Annotated in this window: 16 protein-coding genes and 2 pseudogenes; 13 read left to right on the top strand and 5 right to left on the bottom strand. The window is 46.1% G+C overall.

Translation table 11 applies throughout. From position 1 onward, the window contains the following. The first annotated feature begins 63 nt into the window (after positions 1-63). Positions 64-606 carry an REP-associated tyrosine transposase gene (locus QUA56_RS29010; protein ID WP_333365189.1) on the top strand — a complete coding sequence of 181 codons (543 nt, stop codon included), beginning with the start codon at positions 64-66 and terminating at the stop codon, positions 604-606. A 130-nt stretch (positions 607-736) separates the two neighbouring features. Here QUA56_RS29010 and QUA56_RS29015 read toward each other — a convergent pair whose 3' ends face one another. Continuing rightward, positions 737-1,309 carry a hypothetical protein gene (locus tag QUA56_RS29015; RefSeq protein WP_333365191.1) on the bottom strand — a complete coding sequence of 191 codons (573 nt, stop codon included), beginning with the start codon at positions 1,307-1,309 and terminating at the stop codon, positions 737-739. Between the two features lie 57 nt (positions 1,310-1,366). Here QUA56_RS29015 and QUA56_RS29020 point away from each other — a divergent pair, with 57 nt between their 5' ends. Continuing rightward, complete coding sequence (locus QUA56_RS29020; protein WP_333365213.1) at positions 1,367-1,792, top strand: DUF2358 domain-containing protein; 426 nt, start codon at positions 1,367-1,369, stop codon at positions 1,790-1,792. A gap of 165 nt (positions 1,793-1,957) precedes the next feature. Beyond that, positions 1,958-2,371 (top strand): fasciclin domain-containing protein, encoded by a 414-nt coding sequence (locus tag QUA56_RS29025; RefSeq protein ID WP_333365193.1) that lies wholly within the window; start codon positions 1,958-1,960, stop codon positions 2,369-2,371. 90 nt (positions 2,372-2,461) lie between these two features. On the opposite strand, the gene QUA56_RS29030 is transcribed toward QUA56_RS29025, so the two are convergent. Next, on the bottom strand, positions 2,462-3,928 hold the full coding sequence (locus QUA56_RS29030) for a glycoside hydrolase family 13 protein (RefSeq protein WP_333365195.1): 1,467 nt from the start codon (positions 3,926-3,928) through the stop codon (positions 2,462-2,464). Between the two features lie 205 nt (positions 3,929-4,133). Here QUA56_RS29030 and QUA56_RS29035 point away from each other — a divergent pair, with 205 nt between their 5' ends. Next, a complete protein-coding gene (locus QUA56_RS29035; RefSeq protein ID WP_445242958.1) occupies positions 4,134-4,313 on the top strand; it encodes a hypothetical protein in 180 nt (59 codons plus the stop codon). A gap of 376 nt (positions 4,314-4,689) precedes the next feature. Beyond that, positions 4,690-5,979: a glucose-1-phosphate adenylyltransferase gene (locus QUA56_RS29040; RefSeq protein WP_333365197.1), complete on the top strand. Its 1,290-nt coding sequence runs from the start codon at positions 4,690-4,692 to the stop codon at positions 5,977-5,979. A gap of 140 nt (positions 5,980-6,119) precedes the next feature. Here QUA56_RS29040 and QUA56_RS29045 read toward each other — a convergent pair whose 3' ends face one another. Further along, entirely contained in the window at positions 6,120-6,302 is a 183-nt protein-coding gene (locus QUA56_RS29045) for a hypothetical protein (protein WP_333365199.1), read from the bottom strand. Positions 6,303-6,666: 364 nt separating this feature from the next. Between QUA56_RS29045 and QUA56_RS29050 the strand changes: the two genes are divergently transcribed. From QUA56_RS29050 to QUA56_RS29060, 3 genes are all read left to right on the top strand, one after another. Next, entirely contained in the window at positions 6,667-6,900 is a 234-nt protein-coding gene (locus QUA56_RS29050; protein ID WP_333365200.1) for a hypothetical protein, read from the top strand. A gap of 74 nt (positions 6,901-6,974) precedes the next feature. Beyond that, positions 6,975-7,121 carry a hypothetical protein gene (locus tag QUA56_RS29055; protein ID WP_333365202.1) on the top strand — a complete coding sequence of 49 codons (147 nt, stop codon included), beginning with the start codon at positions 6,975-6,977 and terminating at the stop codon, positions 7,119-7,121. A 132-nt stretch (positions 7,122-7,253) separates the two neighbouring features. Continuing rightward, the gene (locus QUA56_RS29060) at positions 7,254-8,267 is read left to right on the top strand and encodes a J domain-containing protein (protein WP_333365204.1); all 1,014 of its coding nucleotides are present in this window, start codon (positions 7,254-7,256) and stop codon (positions 8,265-8,267) included. A gap of 166 nt (positions 8,268-8,433) precedes the next feature. Here QUA56_RS29060 and QUA56_RS29065 read toward each other — a convergent pair whose 3' ends face one another. Further along, positions 8,434-8,703, bottom strand: a complete 270-nt coding sequence (locus QUA56_RS29065) for a DUF1816 domain-containing protein (RefSeq protein WP_333365206.1) — start codon at positions 8,701-8,703, stop codon at positions 8,434-8,436. A 304-nt stretch (positions 8,704-9,007) separates the two neighbouring features. Then, positions 9,008-9,301, bottom strand: a complete 294-nt coding sequence (locus tag QUA56_RS29070; RefSeq protein ID WP_333365207.1) for a DUF1816 domain-containing protein — start codon at positions 9,299-9,301, stop codon at positions 9,008-9,010. Positions 9,302-9,833: 532 nt separating this feature from the next. Between QUA56_RS29070 and QUA56_RS36955 the strand changes: the two are divergent. From QUA56_RS36955 to iscB, 5 genes and pseudogenes are all read left to right on the top strand, one after another. Then, positions 9,834-10,017: pseudogene (locus tag QUA56_RS36955) on the top strand (IS982 family transposase); the annotation flags it as partial. Between the two features lie 808 nt (positions 10,018-10,825). Beyond that, a complete protein-coding gene (locus QUA56_RS29075; RefSeq protein WP_333365208.1) occupies positions 10,826-12,238 on the top strand; it encodes an HD domain-containing phosphohydrolase in 1,413 nt (470 codons plus the stop codon). Between the two features lie 87 nt (positions 12,239-12,325). Beyond that, the gene (locus tag QUA56_RS29080) at positions 12,326-12,916 is read left to right on the top strand and encodes a pentapeptide repeat-containing protein (RefSeq protein WP_333365209.1); all 591 of its coding nucleotides are present in this window, start codon (positions 12,326-12,328) and stop codon (positions 12,914-12,916) included. 130 nt (positions 12,917-13,046) lie between these two features. After that, positions 13,047-13,802 (top strand): DUF2993 domain-containing protein, encoded by a 756-nt coding sequence (locus tag QUA56_RS29085; protein ID WP_333365210.1) that lies wholly within the window; start codon positions 13,047-13,049, stop codon positions 13,800-13,802. Between the two features lie 351 nt (positions 13,803-14,153). Beyond that, a pseudogene (gene iscB / locus QUA56_RS29090) lies at positions 14,154-14,720 on the top strand (RNA-guided endonuclease IscB); the annotation flags it as partial. Between the last annotated feature and the right edge of the window lie 77 nt (positions 14,721-14,797).

Here is a 14,797-nt window from a genome sequence, read left to right on the forward strand (position 1 = left end):
TATACAGAATGTTGGGTTTCGTGCCTCAACCCAACCTACACTATAAAAATCAGTGCTTAGCCCATGCAGTATCGTCGTCTAAAAACTCCCGGAGCTACCTACTTTTTTACTATTGTTACCTATCAGCGCCAAAGCTTATTTTCTGACCCCGAAATGGTAGAGTTGCTTCGCGCTGCATTCCGCAATGTTATAGCTAGATTTCCCTTGACAATTGATGCTATTGTTGTTTTACCAGACCATCTCCATTGTATTTGGACGCTGCCCGCTCAAGATGCTAATTTTTCAACTCGCTGGCGATTGATAAAGAATTATTTCAGTCGTAATTGTCCCGATCAATATAAACAAAATCGTTCAGTGTCTCGTTTGAAAAAAGGTGAGCAAGCTATCTGGCAGAGGCGGTTTTGGGAGCATCAAATTAGAGATGAAGTTGATTTTGCCAATCATGTTGATTACATTCATTATAATCCGGTCAAGCATGGATTAGTTACCGCACCGCGGGATTGGGAATATTCTAGTTTTCATCGCTATGTGCATGATGGCTGTTATTCAAGGGATTGGGGCGCGAATGTTCTGATTGAATGGGACAATGAAGTGGGTCAGGAATGATGAATATTAGTTTTGCAACAAATCTTGCGTAGGTTGGGTTGGAACGATAGTGGAAACCCAACATCAACATCGGTTGCGTTGGGTTTCGTTCCTCAACCCAACCTACGGCTAAAATGATGTAATAACATTTTTAATTGTCAATCTGTCGCGCCGCGCGAATAGTTTGGGGAAATACGCCTACTAAAAGTGCCAAAGCTTCATCGGGAATTTGTGCTACTGCTTCCCCATCAAAATATTGTTCAAACTGAGTTAAAATCATTTGTGCGCGTTCCAAAGCTGCCGGCTTTGCCGTTAACTGTTCCGTTAACCGCACCCAATGTCGCCGAATTCCAAAAGCTTTCTGTCTTTCTTCGGGGGATTGAGGGCAAACCAAACAAAAATCGCCCACGGGAATCGCCTGCACAGAGTCAACATCAAAAGCACCCCCAACGGCAGCCCCAGGCCCGGCAAACTCCGCGTGGAAGCGTTTAATCAAAATTAGACCGTTCCGGCGACGGCTATCTACCATCAACAGCTTGCCGCTGTTGATTTTTGCGAGAATGTCAGTGGAGTGGGGGTGTTCTGTCAAATCTGTGCCAAGGTTTCGATGCCGCAAGTCCGGGTCAGCAGAAAGGCCGCCGCGGACAATACAATTAGAAGTAAGATTAGAGCTGGATGAAGTATCAATTTTTTGCTCCTCCCGCTGCCGATCGAGGTTATCCATTTAAACTTACAGACAATATTGTCATAAGGTGGTAGCTTGAGCGCGATCGAATATCAAATGCAGGTAGAACAAGCAGTAGACACCCTAAAAGCGGAACTCCCGACGCTTTTTGAAAAAGACATCTCCTACGACATCTACACAAAAGATGTTTATTTTCAAGACCCTGTTAACAAATTTAAAGGAAAAATCAACTATCGCATTATCTTTTGGACTCTGCGGTTTCACGGGCAGCTATTCTTTAGCGAGATTTACTTCGACCTGCACGGTGTGAGTCAGACAGCCCCTGATACTATTGTGGCAAATTGGACTGTTCGCGGCATCCTGCGGCTTCCCTGGAAAGCTCGGATTTTTTTTAACGGCTACTCTACTTATAAACTGGATAAAGACGGCTTAATTTACGAACACGTTGACACTTGGGACAGGAAGCCCGGAGAGATTTTAAAGCAGTTTTTCCGCAAGGGGGAGGATGCGAGCCCTGGATAAGTCAAAAAGGTCGATCGGGCTTTACCATCTGGGCCGGCAACCCAACTAACTTATAATGAGTAAAATAATCATCAGCCCTCCGATTCATTTTCTGCTATTTGTAAATTGCTAAAATGCTCGTCGCCCCTGATTTATTTTCTGCTATTTGCACTCCTGAAAAACATCATGGCTGATATTGTCGAGACTGCCACAAATGCCGGCTCTTTCAAAACACTCGTGACTGTTATTGAAGCCGCTGGCTTGTTAGATTTATTGCAAAGTCCGGGCCCTTACACCGTCCTAGCACCAACTGATGAGGCGTTTGCCAAAATTCCAACGAACACTATTGCCTCTTGGCTGGAAGACATACCCAAGCTCAAGAAAATTCTCACCTATCACATTCTGTTTGGGGAGGTACTAACTGAGAACTTGCTTGAGTTAAGTTCGGCTGAAACAGTGGAAGGTTCTGTGGTGGGAATTGATACTTCAGACGGCATTAAAATCAATGATGCTAAAGTTCTCACTTCCGATATTCTTGCTGACAATGGCGTCATCCATATCATTGATGCAGTGCTAATACCGGCATTGGTTGCAGCATAATCAAACTTGTGTTTTCACGTATAAATATCGGAGGCTCAATACGCACCTGACGGTTGTAAATATCGGGTGTGCATTGAGCCTCAATTTAAACTAATTATCGGAACCTAAAATCAATCCCGATCGCGCCGGCAGCATCAATTCTAACTCCCGAGTTTCCCCTTCACCTTTCCACACAAACTCGCCTTTACCGAACAGCAATTTCTCGTGAGGAGATTTCAAATTAGCTGCCTCAAAGCTAATATTAGCTTTTTCTGTAGCGACATTGACAGCAACAACTATTTCCTCATCTCCCAAAATTCGGGCAAAAACGTAAACCGTTCCCTCAGCAAACAGAATTTGGTACGATCCAGTGCGGAGGGCAGCGTATTTGTGCCGCAAAGCTATCAACTGTTTGTGATAATCTAAAACATCAAGTTCCCAGTGAGCTTCTAAGGGAAAACCGCGGCGAGAATCGGGATCGAGAGCACCGGGCAAACCAACTTCATCGCCGTAGTAAATGCTGGGAGCTCCAGGAAAAGTTAACAGCAGCAAAGTAGCTAGTTCGACGCTAGCTTTATCGCCTCCCGCAATTGAGATCAACCTAGCTGTATCGTGACTGGCCAACAAATTGAGTTGAGTTAGCTGTATCGGCCACGGGTACAGTTCCAAAACGTGCTGGATTTTGTCGCCGTACTGTTTAGCAAAAAGCGGGGGATAGGGATGGTAAGAACGGCCTTCAATTTGAGCTAAATCTACTCTGTCGCCCGCTGCAAAAGCAATAGTCGGCGCAGCAAAAAGATAATTCATCACTCCGTCAAATTGACTGCCATCGAGCCATTCTCTCGCATCTTCCCAAACTTCGCCGACAATGTAAGCTTCGGGATTAATTGCTTTAACTCGTTCTCGAAATTCCTGCCAAAATCCCGGGCTTTTAATTTCAAAAGGAACGTCCAGCCGCCAGCCGTCGATGCCGAATTTAATCCAATATTCGGCGATTTCCATGATGTATTCTCGCACTTCTGGATTGTCGTGATTGAATTCAGGAAGGGCTCGATTCCCATCCCAACCGGCATAGTTAGCCGGAAAATTGCCGTCATAGGCCGATAGCGGCCAGCCTTCAATTTTAAACCAATCCAGCCAAGGAGAATGGGGGCCGTTTTCGAGGATGTCGTGAAAGAAGAAAAAGCCGCGGCTGGCGTGGTTGAATACGCCGTCGAGGACGATTTTGATGTTGCGCTCGTGGGCGGCGTCTAGAAGCTCTTTAAACGCTGGATTGCCGCCCAACATCGGATCGACTTGATAGTAGTCGTGGGTGTGGTAGCGGTGATTGCAGGCCGACTGAAATATGGGGGTGAAGTAAATTGCGTTAATGCCTAAGTCTTGCAAGTAATCTAGTTCTTCCATAACGCCCCACAAGTCGCCGCCTTTGTAGCCTTGGAGGGTGGGAATTTCGTGCCATTCTTCCCAGATGAAGTTTTGTAGCAGGCGTTTGCGGGGCTGTTTGCTTTTGGCAAAGCGATCGGGGAATATTTGGTAGAATACGGCGTGTTTAACCCAGTCTGGCGTTTGAATTTGCATACACTTTTCCTAGCTTTTCTGGCTTAGGCTACAGTAGCAGAGGTTACTAGCGGATCTAGCTTTTGGTAGAGAATAGAGATTTTATCGAATTTTGTCGATCGACAAATTGTAAAATATCGCACCAATTTGCAGTCAATCTTAGATTGACAACTGACTCTACCTAGAAATTTATCGTCCCGACGGGCGCTTCCTGACTGCTGTGGAGTTGGACGGACTCACACAACAGGAACGCCAGGAAAAAGAACGGGATCGAACCCAGGCCCAAAGCGCGCTTTGGGCCCAAACAGAGCGGGCTTTGTGGCTGAAGCGGCGCGATCGACGGGCCTTGAAAAAGCACAACAGCGCCACGATCCTCGATCGAGAAATGGCGAGAACGGGGAATTAACCCAGAAAACTTGTAATTAAAAGCCCAAACCCCGAACCTTATTCTTTTGTTAAACTGCCTTTATTTATTGATGGGTATTTTAACTCAAAACTCAAAACTTTTTTAAATATTTATTATTGATTGATGAGTATTTTAACTCAAAATTCAAAACTTCTAACTCCAGTCCCAGACGCACTCCAACTCTCATAAACTGGGTTATTTAACTTTTATTGAAGGTTTGAACGCAGTATTTGGATTTTAAAAACCCCCTTTCTGCGTAAGCGACTCAATTCATAACTCATAACTCATAATTTCCTTGCTCCCCCCCCCTTGTCAAGAAGCCCTCACCATCCGACACTGTACTTGGAGAGTTCATCGACCCTAGGGAGAAAGTTCCTTGAAAAAAGTCTTAGCCATCATCCTCGGTGGCGGTGTAGGCACCCGCCTTTACCCCCTAACCAAACTGCGAGCCAAACCCGCAGTTCCCCTCGCAGGGAAATATCGCCTCATCGATATTCCTGTCAGCAACTGCATCAACTCGGAAATACTCAAAATCTACGTCCTCACGCAATTCAACTCGGCATCCCTCAACCGCCACATCGCTCGCACCTACCAGTTTACCGGCTTTACCGACGGATTTGCCGAGGTGCTCGCCGCCCAGCAAACTCAGGAAAATCCCAATTGGTTTCAAGGGACAGCCGACGCAGTTCGCCAATATCTCTGGCTGCTAGAAGAGTGGGACGTTGACGAATACTTGATTCTTTCAGGCGACCACCTCTACCGCATGGACTACCAGAAGTTTGTGCACAGACACCGCGAAACCAACGCCGATATCACCCTCTCGGTTTTGCCAATGGACGAGAAGCGAGCCTCGGATTTTGGTTTGATGAAAATCGACGACAGCGGCCGCATTGTTTCTTTCAGCGAAAAGCCAAAAGGCGATGCGCTCAAACAAATGCAGGTGGATACTACTAAACTGGGACTGACAGCGCAGCAGGCTCAGGAAAGTCCTTACATTGCTTCGATGGGGATTTACGTCTTCAAAAAAGAAGTTCTGATTAAACTCCTGAAAGAATCTCCAAACCAAACTGATTTTGGTAAAGAGATTATTCCGAATAATGCAAAAGACCACAACGTTCAAGCTTATTTGTTTGACGATTACTGGGAAGATATCGGAACCATTGAGGCTTTTTACGATGCTAACTTGGCTCTGACAAAACAGCCTCAGCCGCCTTTCAGTTTCTACGATGAAAAGGCGCCGATTTACACTCGCCCGCGTTTCTTGCCGCCGACTAAGCTTTTAGATACTCACGTGACTGAATCGATTATTGCTGAAGGCTGCATTCTCAAAAAGTGCCGGATCGACCATTCTGTGTTGGGAGTTCGATCGCGCATTGAAGCTGGATGTACGATTCAAGATACCCTGGTCATGGGTGCTGACTTCTACGAACCCGACGCCGAACGGCATTCGAGTTTAGACAACGGCGGAGTCGCCCTCGGTATCGGTGCAGATACTACAATTCGCCGCGCAATTGTGGATAAAAATGCCCGCATCGGCCGCAACGTTCAAATAATTAATAAAGACCGAGTGGAAGAAGCTAACCGTGAAAACCTTGGTTTTTACATCCGCAGCGGCATTGTCGTAGTCCTGAAAAATGCCACGATTCCTGATGGAACTATCATTTAGTTATTAGTCATTAGTCATTAGTTGTCAGTCATTAGTTTTTTAAGTTAAAATCTGTTATCCGTCAGCAAGTGACTGATGATAAATAACTAAATTAGTGACCGATCGCTAATGACCATGACTGATGACAAAAATTTTTTTTTTTAATTCATTATTAATTCCAACCGCTGATTTAGATTGTCGAAATGCTTGATTTTATTGAAAGCATCGCGCATTAATAAGGAACAGTCTCTGTTACGGCCTTCGGTGATACAGATATGTTCGATCGCCTGCGTCGGGCTAATAGCTTCTGATTCTTGTATTTGCGATCGTAGCACGACTGACAAATGTGCTGCCCGTTTCTGAGTACAATACACCTCTCGGAACTATCTTTCCAATCGTCGCAGCAGCCACAAGGCCAACTTAGCAAATAATTTATCATATTAGCACCTTCATAGCGTTAAAAGCCGATCGCTTTACCATTTTATCTTAATTTTTCTAAAAGTGTGTGTTCTAGTTAACAGACAACGGAGAGATTATGTTGTATTACTTTGACTTAAATCTCTTGATAATTTGTAAAAATAAGATTGTATAGCATCGCTCTGGATTGAGGAAAAAATATCTCGAAATGTTGTGGACTGACTAAGCATTTTAGGGTATGGGAACGTCACAATTCAGGCAACAGATTCGACCGGACTTGCTGATGAGAACTTGCTAAAATTTGTATTGGGTGAAAAGCTCAGCTCGAAAAGTTCGATCGCACATTCAGAAAAAAAAGATCGATCGTCCGCGCCAGTCAACCCGACTGGTGCTCGCGCCAGCAACAGCAGCAGCTTTCCCGGGATCGCTTCAACCGGGCTGCTACCCAAAGCTCTCGCCGCCTCCCGAAAGCCCGAAGACGGACAACTCCTCAAAACTTCTCTTGGCAAGAGTTTCACTGTCTAAAAGCTCAAAGGTACAGCCACCGCGCATAGGGTGAGGACGTTCTTCATTGATGAAACTGTGGTTTTTCTTGTCGAATGCCGAAAGCATTTCTAGAGCCGGCTGCTGCGGCTGCCTTCAGCACAAGAGAACCGAATGCTATAAAATCTCAAACAGCAGCGAGGTGCGGAAATTGCGATCGAACGCCAAGCAACAACCGAACTCGATCGAGTCCAAACCTTTGATAACCTATAATTTGAATGAGATGCTGCAGGCACTTTTGCCCCTGGCATCAAGCTAATTCGCCATCCTGCTAATTTGGGATTTATTCTTTCTAACAACTAACAACTAACAACTAATAAAGAGGGGATTGCTTAATGGCTGCAACAGATTTTAAAGACTATTACGCTATTTTGGGACTCAACAAAACTGCCAGCTCTGAGGAAATTAAAAAAACTTTTCGCAAACTAGCCCGGAAATATCACCCGGACATGAACCCCGGGAACAAAGAAGCCGAAGCTCGTTTTAAAGAAGTAAACGAAGCTTACGAAGTGCTATCAGACCCAGAAAAACGCCAAAAATACGACCAATACGGTCAATACTGGAAGCAAGCGGCTGCAACTCCCGGCGGATGGCCGGGCGGGGGCCGTACTGCGGTAGATTTTGGTGGCGTTGACTTCAGCCAGTACGGCAGTTTTGACGAATTTATCAATGCCTTGCTCGGCCGCGCAGGTAGCCCTGGTGCTAGTGCTGGCCGCAACGGCAAGTGGAATTACAGCAACTACCGCACCACCACCGGCGGGCCCACCGGTTTTGGGGGATTTGAAGATTTCGCGGGGTACGAAAACCGCGCTGCAGGAAGCTCTCTCGACACCGAGGTGGCGATTTCCCTGACTTTGGGGGAAGCATTTCGGGGCACTTCCAAGCGAGTCGCTACGGGCGAAGTTTCGATTCCTCCGGGAGTGAAAACCGGCAGCAAAATTCGGGTAAAAGGCAAAGGTCAAGTTGACCCGTACACTAAGCAGCAGGGAGATTTGTACCTAAAACTAGAAGTTTTGCCTCACCCTTTTTTCCAGTTTGAGGGAGAGAATTTGGTCTGCGAAGTGCCGATAACTCCCGACGAAGCGGTGTTGGGAGGTTCAATTGAAGTGCCGGCGCCTGAAGGTACGATCACTGTAAAATTTCCGGCAGGGATGCGATCGGGTCAGTCTTTGCGGTTGCGGGGCAAAGGATGGCCGAAACCGAAGAAAGACGAGCGGACTGATTTGTTGGTAAAAATTGCGATCGTGCCGCCGAAAGAAATTAGCACTGTAGAACGCGAATGCTATGAAAAAATCAAGGCCAATCGCACTTTTAATCCCCGGAGCAATTTAAACCAAGGGCTACTTTGAAAAAACGTGCATTTCTCGGAAGCAAATAATACCATTTCTCAAGTATTTCCTAGGGACACAGTATTGTTGTGTCCCTACTGTATGCAAGTGCGCTCTCATTTAAAAAACCCTGTTAACAAGTGAAATTTTATTCGTCCGTAATTGGCAGATTCCAACGTTCTCAAGACTATTCGCTAGCTTTTAGCTGAGTAGGTTGGCGACCTTGTTTGATGTTGATGCTAATTTTTTTAGCTCCTTTTTTTTCCAGGTCTCCGATGTAGCCGTTCGAGCTGTTAGAAGCTTCCTCTCTGCTGTCATAGGGGCCAAAGTAATAGGTACGCTTTGGCGAATCTGTATCAACTTCTACCCACCATTCGCCACGTCCAGTGCTGCTAGCAGGTTGAGCTAACAGCCAAAAAGCCGTGAAAAACATACCCAACATAGAAATTTCAAACATATTTACCTCCGGGAACACTTAAGTAGCTGTTACTCTTTTCAATTTATCAACGCCAGGGGATCGATCGGCTCATCCTGAGTGCTGATTTGATCCCCATATTTTTTGACAGTTGCTGCTATCTAAAATCAGCATTTTGGGGGAGAAGAGGCAGAGGTATATCTAATACGCTGGGAAATAGGTTTTAAGTCGGGCGACTCTAAGTCGCTCAAAAACGCGATCGCACATACAAAGTCCGCCTGCGGAGACTTAAAGCAGAAGAGGATGCTTAAATATTATTGTTGAGGTTTGAGTTAACTCAAAACTATTAAGCAGTGACGCCATCTAAGACTTCACTGTCGCAAAGCGTGAGCTCGGCAGGCTGACACTGCTTGATGCGGATGCTAATATTCCGGGCTCCTTCGTTTTCCAAGTCTTCGATGTAGCCCGGAGTATTAGTTGAGGCTTCTTTGTCGCTGTCAAAAGGGCCAAAATAGTAGGTACAGCGGGGAAAATCTGTGACAATTTCTACCCACCATTTCTCTTGTTTGGTGCGGCGACTAGGTCCGACAAGCAGGCACAAGGCTACGAAGTAGATACAGAATAGATAAAATCCGAGCATATTTCCTGGGTAAGTGTTATAGATTTTTTTAACTATATCAAAGTGAGTCGGTGGCTGGAATCAACCTCAGTGCTGATTTTCAGCCGATCGAGAATTATCCTAAATATAGCCTTCGCCAAATCGGTTAGGACGAATTATTGTAAGTTGGGCGCTGCTATCATCTCATCCGATTAGGAAAAATATAGTAACAGCGCCCAACCTGCTGCTGTTACTATGTCTTAACCACTTGACGGTTGCTGTATCTCGATTTTCAACGGAAAATAAACCAGGATTCTGACTCAGAAATTCTGCCGTCTAACTATGGCTGCGGAAAAAAAAACAGTTTCCATTTCATAAATATACATGAGTTGCTCGCGATCGCTATCGAGCGATCCAAGTAGATAGAGTATGCTGGCACTCGAACCAGGCGATCGCGAGCAACTATCCTGCATACAGATAGAGTATGCTGGGGTTTAGATGCAGGCGATCGCGAGCAACCACTCAAACTAACAGATAGGCATTTTCAGGAATTAGCCCCATTAGGAGATGTTTTATGCAATACCGCCGATCCCACGCAAGATATTACGGAAATTTTTTGTGACCTTGACGATTTTTGTCAATTTTTTGAGCCTTTACTTAATCAAATGTTACTTCCAGAAGTGAGCGGTCAAAAATTACCAAAAAGTCGGTTAACTTTGAGTGAAAAAATGACAATATTACAGCATATTCCAGGTTCATGAAGTACACTTCTCAGCTATATTGTGCGGTACGTGTTATGTAGGGTGCGGATCTGCTGCTGGTTCAATGGAACTTGCAGATTGACTCTGAAAGCGACGCACCTTACTTACTACAAGATTATGTGTACCACATATACATGGAATTTGCTGTAATTGATTTTACGGTGCGATCGAAATTTTCAATATTTTTACAGATTTCAAGTAATTCCTGGTTAGTCTAAAGCGATGCCTAATTTAAAATAGAAGCGTTTTGAGGAATTGATGTCAACAGCTTTATTAGAACTGTGCTGCCCTGTACACAATACATCGCAAAGTTGCTAACTTGAGGGCGAATCTCGCAGCAATTATAATTCTTATAATTACAGCCTTTAAACCATTTTATGTAGGAAATTTAGCATCCAATTTATCTAGTCAATTAGTGCTAATTTAATTTGTCAAAGCGAGCATACCGATGCGTACAAATATATTTGGCAGTGGGAAGCACTCCGGTAGTCAATCTCTGCTTTCTTTCCCATAACTTATCTGCCGCAATGCTTCGCCCTACAAAATTGGGATGTTTCCCGTCGAACTCACGTTAATTGAGTTAGCGTCTTCCTCTCGGCAGGTTTCTCGTCTCAAAAAAACTCAGCCAAAGACAGAGTGTTTCCACAAAGTTGCTAAAATTAGTAAGGTGCACCACTGCGCGTGCACCCTATGTTGAGTTAGTTGCGAAGAGATGAAAAATCAAAAACTCGGATTTTTTCCAAAAGTCTTTTCGAGAAGTTCGATCGCCCATTACAATCAATAACAGCCGGCACCGCCTTTTGCAATGAATCCAGAATCAACTCTCGCCAGACTACAAGCTACATTTCCCAACGGAAAACTGCCTTCTAGCTACGGGGTTTACTTCAAAAACACCCTAGTAGCCCTGTGTCATGCCCTAGAAGACCACATTTTGCAAACCAGCGGGGGGGAGGATATCGAAGTCAAACCGCTGGTTTTAGTGACGTTTCAGCAGGGAAAATGGTATTTGCAGGAAGCCGATCGCTACCTTGATATTGCTAATGCCTCTCGGCGCGTTGTCATAGGTGCAGTAGCCGACAGCGGTTTCGCTACCCACAAAACCGGTCAATTAGAAAATGTATCTTTAATAAATCTCGATCCGATCGACCCCGTAGTCGAAGAATGGAATTTAATCATCCTCGCCCCGACATACAAAGCAATGGTACTTTGTCGCGAACTTTCGGCCCAGGAATACTTGCCAGAAGGCAAGCCCGAAGTCGATACAGAGCGAAAGTTCTACGGTTTGTGGTCGTTTGACCAGTCTTTGGTGTCGGCGGCTGCAGAAATTTTTATAGAACAGACGCGACATTACAACTCTCCCTTAGCCGACAGTTTGGTGGAAATGCACCACTCCATTCTTGCCACCAAAGGCCCGCCCTTGGCCGACACTAGCGGCGTGGTGTCGCGCATCGTCACTTACCTGCAAAGTTCCCAGCAGCAACTTGTGGCAATTAACCGCCAAACCCGCGAATTGTGGGAATTGGAAGGTCAAGCTTTGCGCGTCAGCCGCAATTTGAACGCTAACAAACTTCAAGCTTTTCTGCGGATGGCCCAGCGCGTGGACGAACGCGATACCTCAAATCCCACAGCGTCTTTGCAGGTGGCGGCTTTGTCGGAAACTTTGGGTCAACTGCTGGATTTGCCGGCTTTGCAGTTGCGCCGGCTGCGGCTGGCCGGATTGTTGTTTCGAGTCGGCTTAGTTTCAGCCCCGAATGAGGTGTTCGATCGCACTCCCGATGCTTTTGACCAAGCAACTCTAGCATTTTGGCGCGATCGCAGTTTCATCGGTTGCCAACTGCTGCAAGCAATGTCGGAATTATCACCTGTCGCGGAAATTGTCAAGCACAAACTTGAACATTGGGACGGCAGCGGCAGGCCAGAGGGTTTGCGAGCCGAAGCGATACCCGTTGCTTCGCGGATTTTGGGGTTGGTCGCTTATTTTCAAGAGTTGACTCAACCGCGCGGCGATCGTCCGGCTTTGAGTTTGAGCGAAGCTTTGGAAGAGTGCCGGGAACTGTCTGGCATTCGCTTCGATCCGGCTTTGGTGGAAACTCTCAGCAACGTCGTCAGGCTGGCAGAAATGGGTTTGATGGAGTTACCGAACCGCCCGAGCCAACTGCCGAATGTATGGTTGGAGGATTTGGGCGATCGAACGACTGCGGCCGCTCCGGCATTATAAAATAACTGGATTGTTGACTGTTGACTGTTGACTGTTGACTGTTGACTCTTAACCAACAACTGACAACCAACAACTGACAACTGACTGATGACTAACATAGAAGCCATACGCAAAGGCAAAATTTTGATGTTGGCCGGCACTGATTTAGCCGGTACAGACTTAGCGGGAGCCGATCTCGCCGGTGCCGACTTGTCTCAAGCCAACTTGAGTGGAGCTAATCTCGCCGGCGCTAACTTGCAGCGGGCGATACTGCGAGCCAACCTCCGCGGCGCAGACTTGAGCGGCGCAGACTTGAGCGGCGCAGATTTTCGGAATGCTGATTTGCGGGGAGCTTCCTTCGCTAACGCTTTAGTGCGCGAGGCAAGTTTTGGGGGTGCTTTTTTGACTGGGGCCTCGATCGGCAATTTGGATTTGAGCGGTGTCGATTTTCGCGGCGCCGATTTGCGGGGCGCTGCTTTGGTTCGGGCAATTTTGCACTCCGCCGATTTGAGCAATGCCAATTTGTCCGGCGCTGATTTGTCGGGCGCTGACTTGGAAGAAGCGATCTTGAATGGAGCCGTACTGCGCGGCGCTAACCTGACGGGGGCTAATTTGCTTTGCGCCGCGATCGAACAAACCGTTTGGGATGGAGCGTTGCTCGATCGGGCTTGTCTCCAAGGCACTCCCTTGAGCAATTAAAAAATCAAAAATGTTGTTTTCCATGCACACCCTGAAAACAATCCGTGCTTATGATGTCAATAAGCACAAGCTATTTTAACATTTCTTAATAGGAGGTTATAATGGCGACTGTAGATGAGCAAACGAATAAATGGTAGCAGCTTTGTTTAGCGGTACATCCTTTCAAGGTCAAAGTGGCGATCGCCTTGTCAGTAAAGTAGCAGGAGCTGCGATCGCAGCCTTATTCAAGCGTTCTGAAAAGGCAGAAGCCAATATCCGAGTCGAACCTGTGGCCAAACTATTGCAGGGAAGCATCGACGGTTTCGACTTCATTGGCAAAGGTATGTTGATGTACAACGGCCTGCGTATAGAAGTGATGGAACTCTATCTGCAAGCACTCTCCATTGATTTTGGGGCGATTTTTGCAGGTCAAGTGAAATTGCGGCAGCCTACCCAGGCAAATATGCGAGTAGTTTTAAGTCGATCGGATTTAACCACCTCATTCAATACACCTTTTGTAGTTGAAAAACTCCAGAAGCTGAAGTACCAAGAGCAATCTCTGCACTTTCAAAACACTGAAGTCAGCTTCGGAGCTGACAAATCCATTCGGCTTCAGTCCGAAATTACCGTAGGCGATGCCAGCGAACCCGTCAACATAGATATTACAGCTCAGTTGCAAGTAGAAGACCGACGCAAAATCCAATTTGTCAGCGTTACTTATGGCGGTGACGGGCAAGCAGTAGACTTGGGTCAAGCTATAATTGCCCACGTAAATAACTTGCTCGACTTAGACAAATTTGCCTTAGAGGGTACTCAACTGCGAGTAGACCGCTGTCGAGTTCAGAACGACGAGCTAGTTTTTTACGGTTGGGCTGGTATCGAGCAATTCCCCAGCAGCAAGCGATAAACCTCACCAAGCTGAGGCTGAGCGCTGTTAATTTTGGAGTTAGCAAAAACCCGCACCTGCGGGTTTTGTTTTTGCGCGATCGATCTATTTTACGATCTTTGAAGTCAATCACCCGGCACCGAACGGAGTACCGTTACGGTGCAGGCTTGAAAAAGCCTAGTTGACCAGTCTAAGTGGTTCGCCCACTACGTTTAAGGTAAGTGTTGAAGTACCTACCCAAAGATGCGTGCTAGTCTTTGGCTCTAGAATTTAAAAGTTAAACAGGTGTAAGGGTTAAGCCAGTGCTTTTAAAATAGTTACCGACCTTAAACATTGACGAAGCAAACATTACCCCGCAAGGGAGGACATTAAATGTCTAATTTTGTTTTTATACTTGATACCAAAAAACGACCGCTCAATCCAATCCGTCCAGGATTGGCTCGCAAATTACTCACTAACGGAAAAGCTGCTGTTTTCAAAAGGTATCCATTGACACTCATTCTTAAAGTAGAGGTAACAGCACCCCAAAAAGAAATTGTCCTCAAAATAGATCCTGGTTCCAAAACCACGGGAATCGCATTAGTGCAGGGAGAAAACGTAATTTTTGGCGCAGAATTAACTCACCGAGGTCAATCAATTAAACTTAGTTTGGAATCTCGCCGTTCACTCCGCAGAGGCAGGAGAAGTCGCCATACCCGCTATCGGAAAGCTAGATTTCTAAATAGGAATCGCCCTAAAGGTTGGCTAGCCCCCAGCTTGCAGCACCGCGTCGAAACAACACTGACATGGGTGAATAGATTGATAAGACTTGCCCCGATTGTTTCGATTTTTCAAGAACTTGTACGGTTTGATTTGCAGCAACTGGAAAACCCAGAGATTAGTGGATTAGAATACCAGCAGGGAATTTTATGTGGTTATGAAATCCGCGAATATTTACTGAATGTGCGACCCGTTTCCGCGAAAACGGAAAGCCTAACGGCTTAAAGTGTAGGCGGAGCAAGGAATCAGCCTTTCGT

Origin of the sequence: Microcoleus sp. N3A4 (assembly GCF_036701805.1) — a bacterium.
Classification (GTDB): Bacteria; Cyanobacteriota; Cyanobacteriia; order Cyanobacteriales; family Microcoleaceae; genus Microcoleus.